Below are 21,774 nucleotides of genomic sequence, written 5' to 3'. Positions count from 1 at the left end.
TCTTCAGAGCGCAGCGGCCACCTGGGTGCCCTGTTCGATAGCACGCTTGGCATCAAGTTCGGCCGCTTCTTCAGCACCCCCAATAATCTGCACCTTGATTCCTGCCTTTTCCAGTGGCCCCAGCAAGTCGCGCACAGACTCCTGACCCGCACACACCACGATGCTGTCAACACAAAGCACCTGCACTGAGTCCTGATGGCGAATGTGCAGGCCCTGATCATCAATCTGCAGATATTCACAGCCCGCCAGCATGGTAACGCCATGCTGTTTCAGTGAGGCTCGATGAACCCAGCCGGTCGTCTTGCCAAGATGTTTGCCAGGCTTGGAGGTTTTGCGCTGCAACATCACCACCTCTCGGGCGCTGGTCGGGTGTTGCGGCGATTTCAGCCCTCCTGCCTGGTTAATTTCAAGGTCCACGCCCCACTCATCACACCAGGCCTCGATATCCAGCGCCGTGTGGGCCTGATTCACCAAGAGTTCAGCCACGTCAAAACCGATACCCCCCGAACCAATGACCGCCACTTTCTGCCCCACACGCTGTGGCTCGCGGATTGCTTCGGCATAGGAAAGCACGCTTGGATGGTCCGCTCCGGGTATCGCCAGCTGACGCGGCTTTACACCGGTGGCCAGCACGACCTCATCGAAGACCGACAGGTCCTCCAGGCTGGCCTGGCGATTGAGACGGATGTCCACCGCGTACTTTTCCAGCATCACCCGGTAATAGCGCAGAGTCTCATTGAACTCCTCTTTGCCCGGAATCTTGCGGGCATGGTTGAACTGCCCGCCCAACTCGGCCTGACACTCAAACAACACCACCTGATGCCCACGCTGGGCAGCCGTCACGGCGGCTGACAGCCCCGCCGGGCCACCGCCCACCACCGCTACCTGCCTGATGCTGGTCGCAGGAGTCACCACCAGTTCCGTCTCATGGCAGGCACGCGGATTGACCAGGCAGGAGGTCAGCTTGCCCGCGAAGGTATGATCAAGGCAGGCCTGGTTACAGGCAATGCAGGTATTGATTTCATCTGCATGCCCCTTTTCGGCCTTGATCACCCATTCAGGATCAGCCAGGAAGGGGCGTGCCATTGAAACCATATCGGCATGGCCTTGTGCCAGCACCTGTTCAGCCACCTCAGGCATGTTGATCCGGTTGGTCGTAATCAGCGGCAGCGTGACCTCGCTGCGTAATTGCTGCGTCACGCGGGTAAAGGCCGCTCGCGGCACGCTGGTGACGATGGTCGGCACCCTGGCCTCATGCCAGCCAATGCCGGTATTCAGGGCATCAGCCCCCGCGGACTCTATCGCCCTGGCAAGGGCCACCACCTCTTGCTGAGTGCTACCGTCTTCCACCAGATCAATCATCGATAAACGGAAAATAAGCGCAAACGCCGTGCCAACCGCCTCGCGCACGCGACGTACAACCTCGATCGCAAAGCGAATGCGGTTCTCAAAACAACCGCCCCACTGATCATCACGCAGGTTGGTACGCTGGCAAATAAACTGATTGATCAGGTAGCCTTCAGAGCCCATGATTTCGACGCCGTCATAGCCAGCCTGCTGGGCCAGGCTCGCGCAGCGTACATAGTCGGCAATCTGTTTCTCGATTTCATCGCTTTCCAGCGCTCGCGGGGTGAACCTGTTGATCGGCGCCTGAAGTGCCGATGGCGCCACCAGCGTCGGCGAATAGGCATAGCGCCCGGCGTGGAGAATCTGCATGCACAGATACCCACCCTCACGGTGCACTGCATCCACTACCTGACGATGCTCGGCAAGCTGGGAATCGTCCAGCAGCGCGTTGGCTCCATGGAAAACGGCGCCTTCAGGGTTAGGCGCGATGCCACCGGTCACAATCAGGCCAACGCCGGCTCGGGCGCGTTCCGCATAGAAATGTGCCAGCCGGGCAAAGCCGTTGGGTGCTTCCTCCAGGTTGGTATGCATCGAGCCCATCAGTATGCGGTTAGGCAATGCCAGAGGGCCAAGCTGTAACGGTTGGAAAATATGCGGGTAGGCAGTCATCGGGCTTCCTCACTCAAGCAGATGTTATTATTGGCGGCTATTCAAACAAGCGTATGACATAGTTTGGATCAGGTACACCCCTGAGTTCGATAATCTGGACGACAACGACGTAAGGATGAATGATGCCCTTGTCGTTTGTTTCTATCCGCGTCACATTATCCGGCTAACAATATTGAGGACATGCCTTACATGCGACTGATTTACTTTTTGCCGCCGCTCGCCACGGTGCTGATCTGGTCGGGCAACATGACCATCAACCAGTTGACGGTGGGCAGCATTGCACCCAGCAGTATTGCCTTTCTACGCTGGTTATTGGCTTTGGTGGTCATGACACCCTTCGTGCTGCCTGCGGCCTGGCGCCATCGGCATGAAATTCGCCAGCAATGGCCACGGCTTGCGCTACTGGGCATGCTGGGAATGGGCTTATGGCAAGGCCTCGCCTATGTGGCGGCTGAAACAACGTCTGCCACCAACATGGGGATACTCGCGGCCATGGTGCCGCTGTTGACCGTGCTGCTTAGCGCACTGATCCTCCGCGAGCCGCCCAGCCTCGGCGGAATCGCCGGCGGCATTCTGGCCTTTTTCGGCGTCACCGTGTTGCTGGGCCAGGGTAACCCGCTATCCTTGCTGCAACTCAGGGTATCACCGGGTGATGCCTTGATGGTGATCGCGGCCACCTGTTATGCGCTGTATGGGGTCATGCTGCGGCGCTGGCAGATGACGCTGCCACCCTGGGTCATGCTGTATGGCCAGGTATGTTTTGCGGTACTGATTCTGCTGCCCCCCTATCTGCTCGGCCCACAGACCCCGGTTGATGGACACAATGTCTGGCTGATCCTGTATGCGGGCATTCCGGCATCGATCATTACAACCTACCTGTGGATGCGCGCAGTGCGTCAGATTGGTGCGAACCAGGCCAGTATTTTCATTAACCTGATGCCTTTGTTCAGTGCCATTATTGCCATGATATTTCTGGGTGAACATCTGGCCGTTTTCCATGTCATCGGCGGTATGCTGATACTCGGGGGTGTCATCATGGCACAGACATTGACCCTACCGTTCAAACAGACACTGGCCCAATGGAAACCGGGCCGACCTCAACAGTAGCGCAGCAGAAATGCTAGAGTAACGCCATATTTTTGAATCGGGAAAACCAGACACCATGTCCCTTGAAGATCTGCATCTGAACACACGCAACCTGTCCTCTGAGGATTATTCTCAGCTCAAATCACTGATGGATGCTGTCTATCACGATATCGGAGGTGCCTGGCCACAGCACACCATTGACAAGCTGATCCATGAATTTCCGGATGGTCAGATTGCCATCGAGGATGACGGTGTGCTCGTCGGGGTTGCCTTGACTGTACAGGTCGATTACGACGAATTTTCCAATCCTCACAAGTATGACGACCTGATCGGCCACCGTGAAGTCATCCTCAACGACAGTAACGGCGATGCCATGTACGGCCTGGACATTCTGATTCACCCGGATTACCGCGGATACCGTCTGGGACGCAGGCTGTATGAAGCGCGCAAGGAACTGTGTCGCTCACTTAACATGCGGGCCATTCTGGCCGGTGGACGGATTCCCGAGTACCACCAGCATGCCCATGAAATGGGCCCCACAGAATATATTGACAAAGTATCCCGCAAGGAACTCTACGATCCGATTCTGTCTTTCCAGCTGGCCAATGACTTTCAGGTCAAGCGTCTGTTGCGTAAATATCTACCGGAAGACGAACAATCCAAGGGGTATGCCACCCTGCTTGAGTGGAACAATATCCTGTTCGAGCCCGCCGCCAACATTCTCGACACCCGCCCCACCCAGGTGCGTGTGGGGGCGGTGCAATGGCAGATGCGGGAGTTCTCTTCGCTGGAGGCTGCCCTTCAGCAGATCGAATACTTTGTTGATGCCCTGTCAGACTATCAAAGTGACTTTGCCGTCTTTCCCGAACTGTTTAACGCGCCACTGATGGGCTTACAGGATCGCGCGGCCCAGCAGGACCAGATGGCGGCCATCCGCTTTCTGGCCAGCTTCACCGATCAGTTCAAGGTGGAGCTGTCGCGAATGGCGGTGTCCTACAATATCAATATTGTCGGCGGCTCGATGATCGAGGTCGGTGACGATGACCGGCTTTACAATATTGCCTACCTCTTTCATCGCGACGGAACCGTCGAACGCCAGGCCAAACTGCACATCACGCCTCAGGAACGCCGCGACTGGGTGATTGAAGGCGGCGACAATCTGCAGTTATTCGAGACGGATGCCGGGCGTGTCGGCATCCTGATCTGCTATGACGTCGAATTCCCGGAACTTGGCCGCCTGCTCGCCGATCAGGAAGTGGATATCCTGTTCGTGCCCTTCTGGACAGACACCAAGAACGGTTACCTGCGGGTACGTCACTGCTCCCAGGCCCGCGCGATTGAAAACGAATGCTATGTCGTGCTGTGTGGCAGTGTCGGCAACCTGCCGTCGATCGAAAATCTGGATATCCAGTACGCCCAGTCAGCGGTGTTCTCGCCGTCTGATTTCGCCTTCCCACATGACGCCGTCTTGGCGGAAACCACGCCCAACACCGAGATGATCTTCTTCTCGGACCTGGACCTGACCCGACTGACGGTGCTGCGCGCTGAGGGCTCGGTGACCAACCTCAAGGACCGCCGCAAGGATCTGTTCGATCTGCGCTGGCGCGACTGGTCGTGGAAATCCGGGGCCAACCTGGAAGAGTGACCGCATGACCCCGCCTTCTGGGCGGTGTTTTCCTGGCGGCTTTCAGCAACCCATGGGAGGCCTCCATGGGTCGCTGATTCATTCAATCGGGCGTGACATGGTGTTGGCATCCCCCTTTTGAGATGTGCTGACAGAATAGCCAACTGTTGGCGCCTCGCCTCTTCTTGATCAAGGCCATGTGAGCTACCTGCGGCAAACATCAGTTTTTTTGCATGAAATAACCATTTAAGTGAACCCGAAAGATTGCAAATCGCTTTCGCCCTTAGTATAAGAAAACCACTGATGCATATTGTCACTCCCTTTTTGCGATCAAACAGGTCTGCGCCCATGCCCATTCGCTGGCTAAGCCCGTCCCCGTCATCACCCCGCTTCCCCACGGCGGATTGGCAGACAGCCTGCCAACGTGTTGCATTACTGAATACACTTGGCCATGAAGAAGCCGAGCAGCTCGGCCAGCGCGCCTGGCAGTTTCTGGCTCAAAAACGCATCAGCTTCCACCCTGACTTGAAGGAGATGGCCTTCGACCGACCCGCTTATCTTGTGTTGGCCGGTCAGGCCTGTCTACTGACGCTAGGCTGGAGCAATTTCGAACATACCGATGCCTTTTCCAACGTGCATGAAATTATCCTTCTACCTGATGGGTTTACCCGCCAGGTGGAAGAAATGGATGAGTTTGGTGTCATGCACGAATACACCGACAGCCGGGCGGGCGAAACCTCCTATCAAGGCCCTGTCGTCCTCTCCTTTACCGACCTGATGCAAAGCGGCGGTTTCAATGGGTACAATATTCTGATCCATGAACTCGCTCACAAGCTGGATATGGGCAACGCCGTTGATATTGACGGTTTTCCGCCATTGCCCAACAGCATTACCCCGGCAGAATGGCACGGCGTATTCAGTGGCGTATGGAATGACCTCCAGGACAGGCTTCAGCGTGGTCAGCCAACTCCGATTGACGATTATGCAGCCAGCCATCCCGGTGAATGCTTTGCGGTATGCTGCGAAGCCTTTTTCTGTGCCCCGGCTATCCTCGCAGATGCCTATCCGGACCTGTATGGGCTACTCTGTCGCTACTTCAATCAACAGCCACTCTCACGCTTTCAGCGCTAGACGTTTTACACACCCGCATTTACTCATCATTTTGCAGGAGAATCACCATGCGCACTGGCATGATCCCTCTGGCCATGGGCCTGGGACTGCTGACAGGTTGCACCGGCATCCCCTCCGGCACTCAGCCGGTCAGCGATTTCGAACTCGACCGCTATCTGGGCGAGTGGTACGAAATTGCCCGCCTGGATCATTCCTTTGAACGCGGGCTTGAGTGCGTCACGGCCACTTACAGCATGCGTGATGATGGCGGCGTACGCGTTATCAATCGCGGCTACAACCCTGAAGAGCAAGCCTGGGATGAAGCGGAAGGCCGAGCCTATTTTATTGAAAAAGAGGATATCGGGCGTCTGAAGGTCAGCTTTTTTGGTCCCTTCTACGGCGGCTATAATATTCTCGAACTTGATGATGACTACCAGTGGGCGTTGGTATCCGGGCCTAACCGCGATTACCTGTGGATACTGTCACGCTCACCGCAAATGGATGAAGCCACCGAGGAGCGCCTGCGCGAGCGTGCGGCTGACATGGATTTTCCCACCGATGAACTGATTGACGTTGCACAGGGCGAGAGCTGCCCGGATTAATTTTCGATAAACAACAAGGAATTCTCATGCCCCAGCGTATTGCAGTCATTGCCGGCGACGGCATTGGCACTGAAGTCATGCCGGAAGGTCTGCGCGTACTCGATGCCGCCGCACGCAAGTTTGCCCTGGCACTGGATATCCAGACGTTTGAGTTTGGCAGCTGCGACTATTACCTCAAGCACGGCAAGATGCTGCCGGATGACTGGTTCGAACAGCTCGAGGGATTTGATGCCTTTTTCTATGGTGCCGTTGGCTGGCCGGACACGGTACCGGATCATATCTCGCTGTGGGGTTCCTTGTTGCAGTTTCGCCGTCGCTTTGACCAATATATCAACCTGCGTCCCTGCAAACTCATGCCCGGTATCAAAAGCCCCTTGGCAGGCCGGGCAGCAGGCGATATCGATTTCTACGTGGTCAGGGAGAATACCGAGGGCGAGTATTCCAGCGTCGGCGGCAGAATGTTTGAAGGCACCGAGCGGGAAGTGGTCATTCAGGAAACCGTGATGACCCGCACCGGTGTAGACCGTGTCCTCAAGTATGCCTTTGAGCTCGCGCAGTCACGCCCGCGTAAAAAACTGACGTCCGCCACCAAGTCCAATGGTATCTCCATCACCATGCCCTACTGGGATGAACGGGTGGAAACCATGGCCGCCGATTACCCGCAGGTGAATGTCGATAAATTCCATATTGATATCCTGACCGCCAACTTTGTGCTTCACCCGGACTGGTTTGATGTGGTGGTCGGCAGCAACCTGTTTGGTGACATTCTCTCGGATCTCGGCCCTGCCTGTACCGGCACCATTGGCATTGCCCCCTCGGCCAACATCAACCCCGAGGGCCGCTTCCCCAGCCTGTTCGAGCCGGTTCACGGCAGCGCACCGGACATCGCCGGCAAAGGGATAGCCAACCCGATCGGCCAGATCTGGTCTGCCGCCATGATGCTTGAGCATCTTGGCCACCAGGCCGCTGCCGATGCCATTGTCAGTGCCATCGAGGCGGTACTGGAAGAAGGTAATCCGGCTGTTGTGACGCCGGATATCGGCGGACAGGGCAACACCCGGACCCTGGGTCAGGCAATTGCCGAACACCCGTGCCTGGCATGACACCTTATTTCAATTTGGCACCGGCTTTTTCACTTCAACGACTGCCAGGCTTGTATCGGCCGGGTATTCAGGCAATGGTGAAAACAGGTAAGGTCGGCTGACAACACTACCAAGGAATGCCCAATGCTCACCGAGTGGCTTGACTGGACGCTGGAAGGTAAACCGGCATCGCGCCGCAGTGGCCCGCTGGCCTCGGGCCACTACACCCTGCATGGGCCCGGCATTCTCGAGCTGACGCCGGAATCCCTGGGCGCTAACCCACATGCCTGCGTTTTTTCAGCCGCCATCCATGGCAACGAAACCGCACCGGTTGAACTGCTGGGCGAACTGCTAGCGCAGATTGAGGCTGGCATGATGGCGCTGGGCTCACCCGTGCTGGTGATTCTGGGTAACCTGCCTGCTCTGCGCCAGGGCAAGCGCTTTATCAACACCAACCTCAATCGCCTCTTCCAGCGCGGCCTGGGCCTGGAGGGCGATGAACCCGCGCGCGCGCGTGAACTGATGACCCAGCTGGATCAATTCTACCAGCGGCATGCCCCGCTTCCCGCGCTGCACTACGACCTGCATACGGCAATCCGGACAAGCCTCTACCCGCGTTTTGTTGTCGAACCCTTTGGCGTCTCGGACACAGCGGGAGAACAGTGGCGGTGGCTGGCGGGTGCCGACATCCAGGCCGTCCTCCATCAGCATCAGCACAGCTGGACATTTTCCCACTACAGCAAGCATTACCATGGCGCTCAGGCCTTTACGTTTGAACTGGGTCGTGTGGCCCCTTTTGGTGCCAATGACCTGGACGCGCTGCGTCCCATGCTGGCGTTACTCGCGGCACTCGCCGGCGCTCAAACACCTGACGCCCAGCCGCCTGACAGCATGGTGTTTTTTAGGGTTGAGCAGGAAATCATGCGCCAAAGTCATGCGTTCACTCTATGCTTTGATGAGGATATTCCCAATTTCACCGCCTTCCCGTCGGGCACTCTGCTGGCCAGGGACGCCCAGGCAGGCGCGTTCAAGGTCGGTGAAACGCCGCTGCATGTGGTATTTCCAAACGCCAGGGTGGAAATTGGCGCGCGCGCGGCATTGCTGGTGACCCCTGTCGAGGGCAGCCACAGCAAAAGTTTCTAACCTGTTGATTTCGTAAATCAATCAATACAATAACGATAAAATAGTATGACAACCGCCAGCCACACGAGATAAACAGCGCATACGCCGCATTCACTGGGGTCTTTAGACGTTTCATCGCGGCCGTGAGGAAAGGTCAACTGACCCTAAAGTCGGATATAATAGTGCCAGTTGACGGCCCTGTGTTGTCATACTGTCATGTTGCTGCGGCAACCCCCTGTAATGGAGTCAAAAACAATGGCCGCAACGCCCATTCCACTGGAAGTACGTAATATCACCAAGCGCTTTGGCGATACCGAAGTGCTGAAAGGTCTTTCGCTTCAGGCGCACAAGGGCGATGTGATCACCCTGATTGGTGCCTCCGGCTCCGGCAAGAGCACCTTCCTACGCTGTATGAACCTGCTTGAACAACCGAACGAAGGCGATCTCATTGTTCACGGCGAAGAAATTCGCTTCAAGAAGACCAAGCATGGACGCGAGCCGGCTGACTGGCGCCAGGTCGTCAACATGCGTGCCAAGCTCTCGATGGTATTCCAGAGTTTCAATCTCTGGGCCCACATGACCTTGCTGGAAAACATCATTGAAGCCCCTGTCCATGTGCTGAAAAAACCCAAGGCTGAGGCGATCGAACACGCCCACGCGCTACTTGAACGGGTTGGCCTTTCTCATCGTGCCAATGCCTATCCGGCACAGATGTCCGGCGGGCAGCAACAACGCGGCGCCATCGCCCGCGCCCTGGCCATGAACCCGGAAGTCATGCTGTTTGATGAACCGACGTCAGCGCTCGACCCGGAGCTGGTGGGCGATGTACTCAAGGTCATGCGTGATCTTGCCGATGAAGGTCGCACCATGGTAGTGGTCACTCATGAAATGAGTTTTGCCCGCGATGTGTCCAGCCAGGTGATCTATCTTCACGAAGGCCGGGTGGAAGAATCAGGTCGCCCGGCGGAGGTGCTTGAAAACCCTCAATCCCCGCGCCTGAAGCAATTTCTCGCCCCCAATTATTGATCCTGCGCACGGAGCAAGGCTTATCATGATTGATCTCCACGGCTACGGCCCACGCCTGCTTGAAGGCGCCGGGGTCACCCTGTCACTGGCGTTACTGTCGCTGTTGGTCGCCATCCTTCTTGGCCTGCTGACGGCCACGGCAAAGATGTCGCGCAGCTGGCTGGCTCACCGAAGCGCCACCCTGTACACCACCATTATTCGCGGCGTGCCGGATCTGGTGCTAATGATGCTGCTGTTCTTTGGCGGCCAGATTGGCGTGAACGTCTTCACGGATTGGCTTTACTATGAGTTTGATATCGATATCTTTATCAATATCAACGAATTTGTCGCCGGTGTCGTTACCATTGGCCTGATTTTTGGTGCCTACATGGGCGAGACGTTCCGCGGTGCTTTCATGGCCGTTGACCAGGGCCAGATCGAGGCGGGTAAAGCCTATGGGATGAGTAATGCACTGGTTTTCCGCCGCATCCGCTTTCCACAGATGATGCGCCATGCCCTGCCGGGGCTCTCCAACAACTGGATGGTGCTACTCAAGACAACCGCACTGGTCTCGGTGATCGGCCTTTCTGACATGGTACGCATCGCCGCCGAAGCCTCAAAAGCCACTCGCGAGCCCTTCACCTTCATGATCACAGTGGCACTGATCTACCTGCTGATTGCCAGCGCCTCTGAATGGCTGTTTGCCCGCCTGCAGAAACGCTACGATATCGGCTACGCGGAGGCTGACTGATGGACGCATTGATGACCCGGCTTGAAGCCCTGCTGGCAGACAACAGCATCTTTACCCTGCAAACCCTGTCCTACTACACCCAAGGACTGACGGTCACCGTTCAACTGGTATTCCTGTCCCTGCTGATCGGTCTGGTCATGGCGGTACCGTTGGCCATTGGCCGCAGCTCCAGGCACGCCTGGATCAAGTGGCCGATTTTCGCCTACACCTATGTGTTTCGCGGCACACCGCTGCTGATTCAGCTCTACCTGATCTATTACGGTGTCGTCTTTGTTGAAGGCATTCAGGAGACCTGGCTCTGGTTCATTCTGGAAGACCCTTTCATGCCGGCACTGATCGCCTTCACCCTCAATACGGCGGCGTACACCACAGAAATTTTCCGTGGTGCCATCAAATCAACGCCCAAGGGAGAAATTGAAGCGGCACGGGCCTACGGTATGTCCACTAACCTGATGCTCAAACGCGTGGTTCTGCCCAGCGCCTTTCGCAGAGCCTTGCCCGCCTACGGCAATGAAGTCATCTTCATGCTCCATGCCAGCGCGATTGCCAGCGTGGTCACCATCATGGACCTGACCGGCGCCGCCCGCTTTGTCTATGCGCGCTTTTACGCCCCGTTCGAAGCCTTTCTGTTTGTGGCGGCCATCTATCTGTGCCTGACCTTTGCGATTCTGTACTTTTTCCGTTATCTGGAGAAAAAACTGCTGGCACATCTACAGCCCATGTCATGATTAATATAAGTGAAACAAACGTTAGTTCAAACGTTGACCAGACTTTTGGCATTCATGCCTGAGTGAGTTAATTTAGGTGCGAACACTTTTAAGGGTGTGCACGTTCAACCTGGAGATAGACAATGAAAAAAATACTGACGACCTCATTGCTTGGCCTGGCCATTGCCGCTACCAGCGCACAGGCAAGGGATTATGATGAAATCCGCATCGGCGTGGATGTTCCCTACGAACCAATGGAATACCGCACAGCGGACGGAGAGCTGACCGGTTTTGATATCGATCTGGGCAACGCCCTGTGTGCCGAGATCGGCATCGATTGCGAGTGGGTGGTTCAGGGTTGGGACGGTATCATCCCGGGCCTCTTGTCACGTAAATATGATGCCATCATGTCATCCATGACCATCAACGAAGAGCGTCGGGAACAGGTCCTGTTCTCCGAGCCCTACTTCCAGCCGCCCTCTGCCTGGTTTGCCCCGGAAACCAGTGAACTCAACGATGCCACCGAAGCATCGCTGGAGGGCCTGACCATTGGCGTTCAGCGCGGTACCCTTCAGGATAACTACGTCACCGACATGTTCGGCGATATCGCGGATGTCAACCGCTACTCCACCGCCGATGACATGGTGCTGGATATGGAAGCCCAGCGCCTGGATATCCTCTTCCTTGATTACCCTGTGGGTCAGTCAACCCTGCTTGAGAGCGATAACCGCGCTTACAAGGTCGTCGGCGACATGGTCACCGAGCCGAAAGAATACTTTGGTGACGGCTTCGGGATTGCCTTCCGCCAGCGCGATGAAGCGCTCGCCGAGCAGTTCAACGACGCGCTGGCCACGCTGCAGGAAGACGGCACTTACGATGAAATCTACAACCGCTACTTTGATGCGGAATAAGCTGGATGAGGGCGGCCCCTATGTGGGGCCGCTTATCATGCAGTGACTAACTACACAGACAGCACTGAACATATGTGTATGCATACAATCTGTTGACTGCCAGGGATGTTTTCAACGTGCCACATTCGATACAGCGGCCTGACCGCCTGCACAGTAAGGAAGCATTCGTGACGGTGTATTACCTGAGCGAATGGTTCGACGAATAGCCCCCTCCGCCGTACTCCCCGTTTTGCGGTGCCTTGACGCGCCTGCTTCATCTAGCGACTGATCACTTTCTTTGCCACGACTGCACACCCTAAGGGTGCGATGCGTTTGTGATCCGCTGTACCATCCTTTTATACCCGGAGAAAATACCATGCGTTACATCTGCTTATCAGTTGCTGCTTTGCTCACGGCTGGCCTTAGCCTGTCGCCTGCGGTTGCACGCGATTACGAAGAAGTCCGTCTGGGCGTTGACATTCCTTACGAGCCCTTCATGTATCGTGAGGCTGACGGCACCTTGACGGGGTTTGAAATCGAGCTGGGAGAGGCGGTCTGCGACCACCTTGAGATCAGCTGCCGCTGGGTTGAGCAGGCTTGGGATGGCATTATCCCGGGTCTGATGGCACGTAACTATGATGCCATCATGTCATCCATGGCGATTACCGAAGAGCGCGCCGAGCGCGTGCTTTTCTCAGATGCCTATTACACGACACCCAGCGCCTGGATCACGACACATGATCGCGACATCGACATCAGTGACAGAAAAAGCCTCGAAGGGCTCACTGTTGGCGTTCAGCGTGCCACCCTTCAGGATAATTATGTCTCTGAGCTGTATGGCGACGTGCTGGAAATTCGCCGTTATACTGGGGTTAATGATGTCGTGACTGACCTACGTGCAGGCCGCCTGGATCTGACTTTCATGGACTATCCGATTGCCCAGGCCGCGATTGCTATTGATACCGCCGAAAGCGACTTCACCCGTATAAGCGATTTTATCAAGGAGCCTGAACACATCTTCGGCAAAGGCGTTGGTGTTGCATTCCGTCAGCGTGATGAGGCCTTGGCGGAGCGGTTCAACGAAGCCTTGAGCGCTTTGAAAGAAGACGGTACTTACGATGAAATCATGAATCGCTATTTCGATTATGACATCAAGCTTTAAACCATCATGGTGGTAGGCAATATCTTTATTGTCACTCGCAGACGCCGGCTATCGCCGGCGTTTTTTATCGCTCAACAGATAGCGGCTAACCTTCATGCTGACACTGCTTAAAAATGCTCAACTGTATGCTCCCGAACCCCGTGGGCTTTGCCATATTCTGGTTGCCGACCAGCGGATAGCGGCAATTATCGATGCCTGTTATACGCTGAACGACACCGCTTTTTTTGACTGTGTTGATCTCAAAGGAAAGCGGGTCATTCCTGGCCTGGTGGATCCGCTGGTCCACTATATCGGCGGGGGCGGTGAAGGGGGATTTGCCAACCGAACGGCAGAGCTCAGTCTGGAAGAGGCCCAAGCATCAGGAGTCACTACCCTGATCGGCGCGTTGGGCACTGATGCCCTCACCCGAACACCGGCCAACCTGATCGGCAAGGCACGTGAGCTTGCCGCTGGCGGCCTGAGCTGTTTCGCCTATACGGGTTCCTACCAGCTGCCCCCCACCACCCTGACCGGCAGCGTTGCCCGCGATATTGTCTTTATTCCCGAGTTCATCGGCGTCGGGGAAGTGGCCATCAGTGATCATCGTGGCTCACAACCCACCCCTCAGGAACTGATCCGCTTGGCATCAGAAGCGCGTACTGCGGGTATTCTGGCCAACAAGGCCGGTATCGTCTTTATCCATACCGGAGATGCACCTTCTGGGCTCGCACCGTTGCGGGATGCTGCCGCCCAGAGCGCCATCCCGCTTGGCCAGTTCTACCCTACTCATATCAACCGCACGGAAGCGCTCTACGCCGATGGTCTTCGGTTTGTCCAAGAAGGTGGGCGAATCGATTTTACCACCAGCACCACCTCTGAGCTGCTTGAGGCCGGGGAAGTACCTGCCGCCAAGGCCGTGGCCATGGCCCACGCTGCGGGGATCGATATGCACAGGGTGTCACTCTCTTCCGATGCCAATGCCTCTTTGCCACAGTTTGACGAACAGGGCCAATTTGTCGGGTTAAGGCCAGGCCGAATTGGCAGCCTGTTTGAGGCCATGGCTGATTGCATTGAAACCCATGCGGTGCCGGTTGAAACTGCGCTTCGCTGTGCCAGCACCAACGCCGCGGATGCCTTGCAACTGAAAGGCAAAGGCAGAATCATTGAGGGCGGTGATGCAGATTTCATTGTCATCAATGACCAGACCTGGTCGATTGACCAGGTCTGGGCCAGAGGGCGTCAACGCTATACCGCTGCCCACTAACTAATCATCAAAAAGGTCGCTCAAAGGTCATATGCGGCGCGGGCGCGTCGGGCAACAGCCTGGCGCAGTCTCGGGTTTTGGCCATCAGCTCGGCATGGCTGTCGGCCATCAGGTTGATATGGCCCAGCTTGCGCCCGGCTCGCTCGCCTTTGCCATAGCGGTGCAGGTGGGCGTTGGGCAGCGTCAGAACCTCGACGCTTGACGGTTCACGCCCAATCACATTCACCATGCAGGTTGGCGCCAGAGCAGCGGTTTCTCCCAACGGCAGCCCCTGAATGGCGCGCAGATGGTTTTCGAACTGGCTGGTAATGGCCCCGTCCATGGTCCAGTGGCCAGAGTTGTGCACGCGAGGCGCCATTTCATTGGCCAGCAGGGTACCCTCCCGGCTCTGGAACAGCTCAAGTGCCAGCACGCCGACGTAATCCAGCTCATCCAGCAGGGCCTGGATATAGCGGTCAGCCGTTTGCTGAACGCTGGCATCAAGGTCCGGCAGCGGCGCGGCCGAATAGCGCAGAATACCATCAACGTGCTGATTTTCTGCCATCGGGTAGCATTTCACACTGCCATCGCGCCCGCGTACCGCTATGATCGACACCTCGCGGACGAAATCCACAAAGGCCTCCACGATCAACTGGGAGTGGCCAATCGCCGCCCAGGCGCTGGCCGCCTCCGCAGATTGTTTTAAAACCGCCTGGCCTTTACCGTCATATCCCTCGGTAACGGATTTGGCCACCACAGGGCATCCCAGTTCTCGCGCTGCCGCCTCAAGGGCCTCCGCGCTCTCCACCACCCGATACGCTGGCGTAGGAATGCCCAAGCGATCAAACAGCGTCTTTTCCTCTACCCGGTTCTGGCATACTTCAATGGCCCGGCTGCTGGGGTAGACCGGCTTGTGCTGTTCAATGTCACGCACCAGGGCCACCGGCAGGTGCTCGAATTCATAGGTCACCACATCAACCTTGTCGAGAAACGCGCCCAGGTACTGGTTATCGGGGTCAATCACCACCTCACCAATGCCGGCACTCGGGTGGCCGGTGGTGTCCAGGAAAGTAAAGCGGTTGCCCAGCGGATAGCCTGCCAGGGCCAGCATCTGACCCAACTGCCCGGCCCCCAGAATGCCAATCTTCATGACGTTGCTCCTTATCATCGTGGGTGACTAATCATGGGGACGCGGGTCAGGATTATCCAGCACCGCCTGGGTCTGTTCAGCGCGAAACTGTTCGACCGCAGCACGCACGCCAGCATCTTGCAACCCGACAATCTGCGCGGCCAGCAGCCCCGCATTGGTGGCGCCTGCCTTGCCGATCGCCAGGGTGCCCACGGCGATGCCCCCAGGCATCTGGGCGATGGATAGCAAGGAATCAAGGCCTTTCAATGCCTTGGACTCCACCGGCACCCCCAGCACCGGCAGCGGCGTCTGGGAGGCCACCATCCCCGGCAGGTGGGCCGCACCACCCGCACCGGCCACAATCACCTGCAGGCCCCGTTCAGCAGCGCCTTTGGCATAGTCGAACAGCAGATCCGGGGTACGGTGCGCGGATACCACACGGGTTTCGTAATCAACGCCGAGTTTTTCCAGCATCTGTACGGCATGCTCCATGACCGGCCAGTCAGACGTTGATCCCATAATCACCCCAACGCGGGGCGCGCTGTTCGCTGCCATGTTGTTTCCCTCGGGTTACTTGAAAAGTAAAGCGCATAGTCTACCAGAGCACACCGCAAACAGCGCATAAAGGGGAAGGTTGAAATTTAGCGTGAAGAAGTATTGAAAAGCATTTCGCCAGGCGTCATTGTGTATGGGTCACTTCTGACTGATGGAGCATCATGAGTACGGTACGCCTTTCTGCGCATGCGGATATTTCCGACCCTCCCCGAAGCGGCCCTGACGAACTTGACGTCAGGGAACTTGAAAAACGCACACGTCTGATGCGTATTATCACGCGGCATATTGCCGTTTCAGAGCTCGGTAACCGCGATATCGCGCGCCAAGCCGGCCTTCCGGTGCAGAAGATCAGCGATCTGCTGGCCGGGCGCCTGGAACATCTGAACATGGATGAACTCAATCAGCTGCGCAGCACCCTGGAGGCGCAGACCCCCTTGCATTAATGATCCAATTTTTCCGCTAAACCGATTTTCATACAAACCAGCCCCAGCGGCTGGTTTTTTTATTTTCCGGTCCACCCATTCACCCTTCACCATTGACCATTGACCATTAACTGAACATTAAAAAATCCGGCCTCCTTCCTTGATACACATCAAACGGCTTATCGGGCATCCCGCTTAACCTGATTGTTAACAGTTTTTATATTCAGGAGGCCCCATGGATCCCATCCGCCGTTCGCTGCTTGGCCAGCTGGCACGTCTCAGCGCCGGTGCGGCACTGGTTCCGCTGTCCAGCGTGGCCAAGGCCGGTATCAACAGCCAACCACCGCGTCGCGAAGGCGACCCCGACAAACGCTATGGCATGCTGATTGACCTGCGCCAGTGCATTGGCTGCCAGGCCTGTACGGTGTCCTGTCACATTGAAAACGATGCCCCTCTCGGCAAGTTCCGCACCACGGTTGCCCAGTACGAGGTCGCGCATCAGGACAGCGGCGAGCTCGCCACCTTCATGCTGCCGCGCCTGTGCAATCACTGCGAAAACCCACCCTGCGTGCCGGTCTGCCCGGTAGAGGCCACTTATCAGCAGCGCGATGGCATTGTCGTCGTGGATAGCGAGCGCTGCGTGGGCTGCGCCTATTGTGTCAACGCCTGCCCCTACGATGCCCGCTTTATCAACGATAAAACCCAGACGGCTGATAAATGCACCTTCTGTGCCCACCGCCTGGAAGCCGGCCTGTTACCGGCCTGCGTGGAAAGCTGCGTGGGCGGCGCGCGCATCATTGGCGACATGCGCAACCCGGACAGCCAGATCAGCCGTATGCTGGAAGAACACAGAAGCGAGCTGATGGTGCTCCAGCCAGAAAAGAACACCTTTCCCCAGGTGTTTTATCTGGGCATGGATGAACGCTTCGTGACCCGCCCGAACGCCGAGCCGGTTGCCCTTGAAGTTCTCGACCCCCAAGGCCAGGAGATGGGTTATGAATTCCACCATTGAGTTACTCGCCCCACGTTACGATATCGCCTGGTACCCCTGGGCGGTGCAGTATTTCTTCATGATCGCGCTTTCCTACGCCAGCCTGTGGTTGGCAGCCCCTGCCCTGGTGCTGGGAAAAACCCGCTGGCTCGCTACCGCACGGCTGGCACTGCTGGCCTGCATCACCACCACGCTGGTGGCACCGGTCGCCCTGCTCGCGGATCTTCATCAGCCGTTACGCTTCTGGCATTTCTACGCCTATGCCAACAGTACTTCGTGGATGTCGATTGGCAGCCTGATCCTGCCGCTTTATGTGGTCAGCGTACTGGCGCTGAGCTGGCTGGCCTGGCGTCCGGCGCTACAGGCAAACCGCGAGGCCACTGGTCTGTCAGGGCTGGTTGCCCGGCTGGCATCTTTTGGCAGCGGCCGCACCCCAAAATGGCTGGTGGCTGCTGTGGGCCTGGCTGCCCTGGTGTTATCCACCGGCATCATGCTCTACACAGGTGCCGAAATTGCCGTCGTCAAGGCGCGGCCGCTGTGGAATACCCTGTGGCTGCCTCCCATGCTGATTGCCACCGGTTTTATCAGTGCAGCGGGTCTGATCTTGGTGCTCAACCGTCTCAGCGGTGTCAAGGATGAAGCCACCAACCGCTGCATGCTCAAGACCCTGCTGGTCAGCGGCGGTGTTGCCGCTTTCATCGCCATCGGCTGGTTGCTCAACGGCTTGCTGGCCGATTCGGGCTCGGTGGCTGCCGCCCTGGCATCCGTGCGCTACAGCAGCGCCTGGCGCAATACCGCCCTATGGGGTGCGATTGCAGGCGTGGTGCTGTTTGCAGCCGTTGTCTGGGCGCTGACCCGGCCAGCGGGTGAGCAGGCAGGCCTGATGGCCTGGGCATGGCTGATCGGCCTGTTCGCCCTGCATATGGGCTGGATGTTCCGCTGGGTGGTGCTCATGGATGTGCAGACCGTCGCCCGGCATAGCGCTGGCTTTCATCACTACGGTATTCCCGCCGGCTCCTCGGGCCTTCTGGGCATTGTCGGCACCTTCGGGCTATGGCTGGCGGCCGTACTGATTATTGATCTCTTCGTTCCCTGGCGTCAGGCGCAGCAGGGAGGGTCTGCCACCTCATCCACTTTCCCTGACAACGCTCAGTCTTCCGCCAACCCCGCCATTCAAGGAGCCCCTCGTCATGGCTAATTCTACCGTCAACCCCTCGCGTCGGCGCTTTCTTAAAGGCGCAGCCGCCGCCGGGGGCGCAGCCACCTTTGGGGTGGGGTACGCTGACCCGCTGCTGAAAATGGCCAAGGGCGCCAGTGGCAGCGCCGGGGAAAAACCCCGGCATGCCATCCATGGCAACTCACTGGCACCTGAGTATCAGGTTGACCTTGCCAGCGGCGAACTGACCCTCAACCCCGATCAGCGTACCGCCTTTACGATCTGCTATGGCTGCACCACCAAGTGCGGCGTTCGGGTACGTATTGATAACACCACCGAGAAGGTTCTCCGCGTCTCCGGCAACCCTTATCACCCGCTTTCTGCGGATCAGCATCTGCCCATGCGCACGCCCGTGGTGGAAGCCTTGCGCAGCGTCAGCGCCTATGGCGATCAGGGCCAGCAGAACCGTTCCACCGCCTGCGCGCGTGGTAACGCCATGATGAGCCAGCTGGATAACCCCTTCCGGATTGACCACTGCCTCAAACGGGTGGGCGGGCGCGGGGAACGCCGCTGGCAGAAGATCTCTTTTGAGCAGCTGATTGAGGAAATCTGCGAGGGGGGTGACCTGTTTGGAGAGGGCCAGATCGAAGGCCTCAGGGCCATTCATGACCATGACACCCTGATTGACGCGGATAACCCGGAATACGGCCCCAAAGCCAACCAGCTGATGGTCATGGAAGCCACCGATTACGGACGCTCTGCCCTGCTCAAGCGGTTTGCCTTCAATGCCTTCGGCACCCGCAACTATGGTCATCATGGGTCCTACTGCGGGCTGGCCTTCCGCATGGGGTCCGGGGCGGTGATGAATGATCTTGGCAAGAATGCCCACGTCAAGCCGGATATCCAGCATGCCGAGTTCATCATGTATATCGGCACTGCGCCCAGCCAGGCCGGCAACCCCTTCAAGCGGCAGGGCCGCCTGATTGCTCAGGCCCGCGCTGAAGGAACACTGGACTACGTGGTGATTGACCCTGGCCTGAATGCCTCAGTGTCCCACGCAGCGGATCACAATCGCTGGGTGCCCATCCAGCCGGGCAGCGACAGCGCCTTTGGCATGGCTATAATCCAGTGGCTGCTGCATAACGATGGCTACAACCGGGCGTTTCTCGAACTGCCCGGCAAGGCCGCCGCCGATGCGGCAGGTGAAGCGACCCATTCCAATGCCACCCATCTGGTGATTGATACCCCGGAACACCCGCGCTTCGGGCATTTTCTGCGTGCCAGTGACCTCGGGCGTGCCGAGGCGGGCAGCGAGTCCGATTTGCCCATGGTGATCGCGGATGCCGACCTGATCGAGGCTGAAAGCGTCATGACCGCTGAGCTGTTTGTGGATCAGGCCGTCATCCTGGCCGATGGCAGTAACGTTCGGGTCAAGAGCAGCCTGACCCTGCTGCGTGAGGCCGCGGATGAATATGATCTGGCCACCTATGCCCGCCACTGCGGGATTGGCGCAGATACCATTACCGAACTGGCCCAGCGCTTTGCCCGGCATGGGCGCCGTGCGGCGGTCAATTGCCACGGTGGCATGATGTCCGGCAATGGCTTCTACGCGGCGTTCAGCGTGCAGATGCTTAACCTCCTGGCGGGTAACTACAACATGAAGGGCGGCAGCGCTGTCGGGGGCGGTACTTTTAATGGCACCGGCCAGGGCCCACGCTATGACCTCGCCAACTTCCCCGGCAAGCGGGGCCCCCAGGGCGTCTTTCTGTCGCGCTCGCGCTTTCCCTATGAAAAATCATCGGAATATCAGCGCAAGGTGGCCGCCGGTGAGAACCCTTATCCGGCCAAGGCGCCCTGGCGCTCCTTTGCACCCCCGACCCTCACCGAGCACCTGCCATCGGCGCTGGATGGCTACCCCTACCCGATCAAGGCGCTGATTGGCTGCATGGCCAACCCCATCTATGGTCAGGCCGGCCTTGAAACCCTGATTGCCGACAAGCTCAAGGACCCCAAACGTCTGGGGCTTTTTGTGGCGGTCGATGGGTTTATCAACGAGACCAATCGCTACGCAGACTACATCGTTCCCGATTCCGTGATGTATGAAGTCTGGGGCTTCTCGGGTGCCTGGAAAGGCGCTTTGGGCAAGATGACCACCGCCTGCTGGCCAGTGGTTGAACCGCGCCAGCAAAAATCGGCCGAGGGCGAGCCGGTATCCCTGGACAGCTTTTTCATTGCCGTAGCCAAGCGTCTGGGGCTGGCCGGCTTTGGCGATCATGCCATTCCCGATGCCGATGGCAACCTGCATCCACTCAACCGGGCAGAAGACTATTACCTGCGCGCGGCGGCCAACATTGCCTTTCAGAACGAGCCACTCCCCGCAGCTGACGACGCCGATATCGCCCACAGCGGCATTGCGCCCCTGCTGAGCATGGTCGAACGCACCCTGACGCCGGAAGAGCGCGGCCCGGTGGCCTACCTCTATGCGCGGGGCGGTCGCTTTGAAGACTTCAGCGACCACTTCAAGGGCGAGCGGTTAACCAGCGCCTGGCGCAGAACCCTGTGCATCTACAACGAAACCGTGGGCACCAGTATTGACACTACCAGCGGCGAGCATAACAGCGGGGTTCCCCGCCACAGCTTGCCGCTGATGGCCGACAAGACGCCCATGCGTGAGGTATTCAACGAGCAGGACTGGCCGCTGCTGGCGTTCTCGTTCAAATCCAACCTGATGAATTCCTACGCGATTGGCAACGAACGGCTGCGCATGATCAAGCCCTACAACCCGGTCCAGATGCATCGCCAGGACGCCGAACGCTTTGGCATCCAGCACGGTGACACCATCCGGATCGAAAGCCCGGGGGGCCAAGTGGTCGGTCTGGCACTGGTCAGCGAGAGCGTCATGCCCGGTTCACTGGGCATCGAGCACGGTTATGGCCACCGCGACCTGGGCGCCATTCCCCATGAGATTGATGGCCAGTCCCAGCCGGATATGCCCTGGATGCGGGCAGGCATCAATATCAATGATCTGGGGTTCAAGGACCCCACCCGCCATGTGGACGGCACCTGGCTGGAACCGATCAGCGGCGCCAGCGTGCGTCAGGGGCTACCGGTCAAGGTCAGCCGCGCCTGAATGACGCTCTCT

19 protein-coding genes are annotated in these 21,774 nt (G+C 57.8%); 16 read left to right on the top strand and 3 right to left on the bottom strand.

Annotation, left to right across the window (positions count from 1 at the left end; all coding sequences use genetic code 11):
- Positions 1 to 3 precede the first annotated feature (3 nt).
- Entirely contained in the window at positions 4 to 2,016 is a 2,013-nt protein-coding gene (locus LL947_RS03950) for a 2,4-dienoyl-CoA reductase FMN-binding domain-containing protein (protein ID WP_499834037.1), read from the bottom strand.
- 189 nt (positions 2,017 to 2,205) lie between these two features.
- Between LL947_RS03950 and LL947_RS03945 the strand changes: the two genes are divergently transcribed.
- The 12 genes from LL947_RS03945 to iadA all read left to right on the top strand — a co-directional run bounded on the left by LL947_RS03945 (position 2,206) and on the right by iadA (position 14,400).
- Positions 2,206 to 3,123, top strand: a complete 918-nt coding sequence (locus LL947_RS03945) for a DMT family transporter (protein WP_290820608.1) — start codon at positions 2,206 to 2,208, stop codon at positions 3,121 to 3,123.
- Positions 3,124 to 3,178: 55 nt separating this feature from the next.
- The gene (locus LL947_RS03940) at positions 3,179 to 4,747 is read left to right on the top strand and encodes a bifunctional GNAT family N-acetyltransferase/carbon-nitrogen hydrolase family protein (protein ID WP_290820607.1); all 1,569 of its coding nucleotides are present in this window, start codon (positions 3,179 to 3,181) and stop codon (positions 4,745 to 4,747) included.
- 327 nt (positions 4,748 to 5,074) lie between these two features.
- The gene (locus LL947_RS03935) at positions 5,075 to 5,857 is read left to right on the top strand and encodes a M90 family metallopeptidase (RefSeq protein ID WP_290820605.1); all 783 of its coding nucleotides are present in this window, start codon (positions 5,075 to 5,077) and stop codon (positions 5,855 to 5,857) included.
- 47 nt (positions 5,858 to 5,904) lie between these two features.
- Complete coding sequence (locus LL947_RS03930) at positions 5,905 to 6,438, top strand: lipocalin family protein (protein ID WP_290820603.1); 534 nt, start codon at positions 5,905 to 5,907, stop codon at positions 6,436 to 6,438.
- 26 nt (positions 6,439 to 6,464) lie between these two features.
- Entirely contained in the window at positions 6,465 to 7,541 is a 1,077-nt protein-coding gene (locus LL947_RS03925; RefSeq protein ID WP_499834036.1) for a tartrate dehydrogenase, read from the top strand.
- A gap of 123 nt (positions 7,542 to 7,664) precedes the next feature.
- The gene (locus LL947_RS03920) at positions 7,665 to 8,663 is read left to right on the top strand and encodes a succinylglutamate desuccinylase (protein WP_499834035.1); all 999 of its coding nucleotides are present in this window, start codon (positions 7,665 to 7,667) and stop codon (positions 8,661 to 8,663) included.
- Positions 8,664 to 8,897: 234 nt separating this feature from the next.
- The gene (locus LL947_RS03915; protein ID WP_290820596.1) at positions 8,898 to 9,668 is read left to right on the top strand and encodes an ABC transporter ATP-binding protein; all 771 of its coding nucleotides are present in this window, start codon (positions 8,898 to 8,900) and stop codon (positions 9,666 to 9,668) included.
- 25 nt (positions 9,669 to 9,693) lie between these two features.
- The gene (locus LL947_RS03910) at positions 9,694 to 10,398 is read left to right on the top strand and encodes an ABC transporter permease (RefSeq protein ID WP_290820594.1); all 705 of its coding nucleotides are present in this window, start codon (positions 9,694 to 9,696) and stop codon (positions 10,396 to 10,398) included.
- A complete protein-coding gene (locus LL947_RS03905; RefSeq protein WP_290820592.1) occupies positions 10,398 to 11,126 on the top strand; it encodes an ABC transporter permease in 729 nt (242 codons plus the stop codon). Before LL947_RS03910 ends, LL947_RS03905 begins: the two co-directional genes overlap by 1 nt.
- 122 nt (positions 11,127 to 11,248) lie before the next feature.
- Positions 11,249 to 12,016 carry a transporter substrate-binding domain-containing protein gene (locus LL947_RS03900; protein WP_499834034.1) on the top strand — a complete coding sequence of 256 codons (768 nt, stop codon included), beginning with the start codon at positions 11,249 to 11,251 and terminating at the stop codon, positions 12,014 to 12,016.
- Positions 12,017 to 12,371: 355 nt separating this feature from the next.
- Positions 12,372 to 13,157: a transporter substrate-binding domain-containing protein gene (locus tag LL947_RS03895; RefSeq protein ID WP_499834033.1), complete on the top strand. Its 786-nt coding sequence runs from the start codon at positions 12,372 to 12,374 to the stop codon at positions 13,155 to 13,157.
- Between the two features lie 94 nt (positions 13,158 to 13,251).
- Complete coding sequence (iadA, locus tag LL947_RS03890; protein ID WP_499834032.1) at positions 13,252 to 14,400, top strand: beta-aspartyl-peptidase; 1,149 nt, start codon at positions 13,252 to 13,254, stop codon at positions 14,398 to 14,400.
- A gap of 7 nt (positions 14,401 to 14,407) precedes the next feature.
- On the opposite strand, the gene LL947_RS03885 is transcribed toward iadA, so the two are convergent.
- Positions 14,408 to 15,529 (bottom strand): 5-(carboxyamino)imidazole ribonucleotide synthase, encoded by a 1,122-nt coding sequence (locus tag LL947_RS03885; RefSeq protein ID WP_499834031.1) that lies wholly within the window; start codon positions 15,527 to 15,529, stop codon positions 14,408 to 14,410.
- A gap of 27 nt (positions 15,530 to 15,556) precedes the next feature.
- Positions 15,557 to 16,063, bottom strand: a complete 507-nt coding sequence (gene purE, locus LL947_RS03880; protein WP_290820587.1) for a 5-(carboxyamino)imidazole ribonucleotide mutase — start codon at positions 16,061 to 16,063, stop codon at positions 15,557 to 15,559.
- Positions 16,064 to 16,224: 161 nt separating this feature from the next.
- Between purE and LL947_RS03875 the strand changes: the two genes are divergently transcribed.
- The 4 genes from LL947_RS03875 to LL947_RS03860 all read left to right on the top strand — a co-directional run bounded on the left by LL947_RS03875 (position 16,225) and on the right by LL947_RS03860 (position 21,762).
- Entirely contained in the window at positions 16,225 to 16,506 is a 282-nt protein-coding gene (locus LL947_RS03875; protein WP_290820585.1) for an XRE family transcriptional regulator, read from the top strand.
- Positions 16,507 to 16,720: 214 nt separating this feature from the next.
- On the top strand, positions 16,721 to 17,497 hold the full coding sequence (gene dsrO, locus LL947_RS03870) for a sulfate reduction electron transfer complex DsrMKJOP subunit DsrO (protein ID WP_499834030.1): 777 nt from the start codon (positions 16,721 to 16,723) through the stop codon (positions 17,495 to 17,497).
- Positions 17,481 to 18,674 (top strand): NrfD/PsrC family molybdoenzyme membrane anchor subunit, encoded by a 1,194-nt coding sequence (gene nrfD / locus LL947_RS03865; RefSeq protein WP_499834029.1) that lies wholly within the window; start codon positions 17,481 to 17,483, stop codon positions 18,672 to 18,674. Before dsrO ends, nrfD begins: the two co-directional genes overlap by 17 nt.
- Complete coding sequence (locus LL947_RS03860) at positions 18,667 to 21,762, top strand: molybdopterin dinucleotide binding domain-containing protein (RefSeq protein WP_499834028.1); 3,096 nt, start codon at positions 18,667 to 18,669, stop codon at positions 21,760 to 21,762. The genes nrfD and LL947_RS03860 overlap by 8 nt, the downstream gene beginning before the upstream one ends.
- The last annotated feature ends 12 nt before the right edge of the window (positions 21,763 to 21,774 follow it).

This window comes from Halomonas sp. BLK-85, from assembly GCF_044792155.1.
GTDB lineage: Bacteria > Pseudomonadota > Gammaproteobacteria > Pseudomonadales > Halomonadaceae > Vreelandella.
This window is presented reverse-complemented; position numbering and strand designations above follow the sequence as displayed.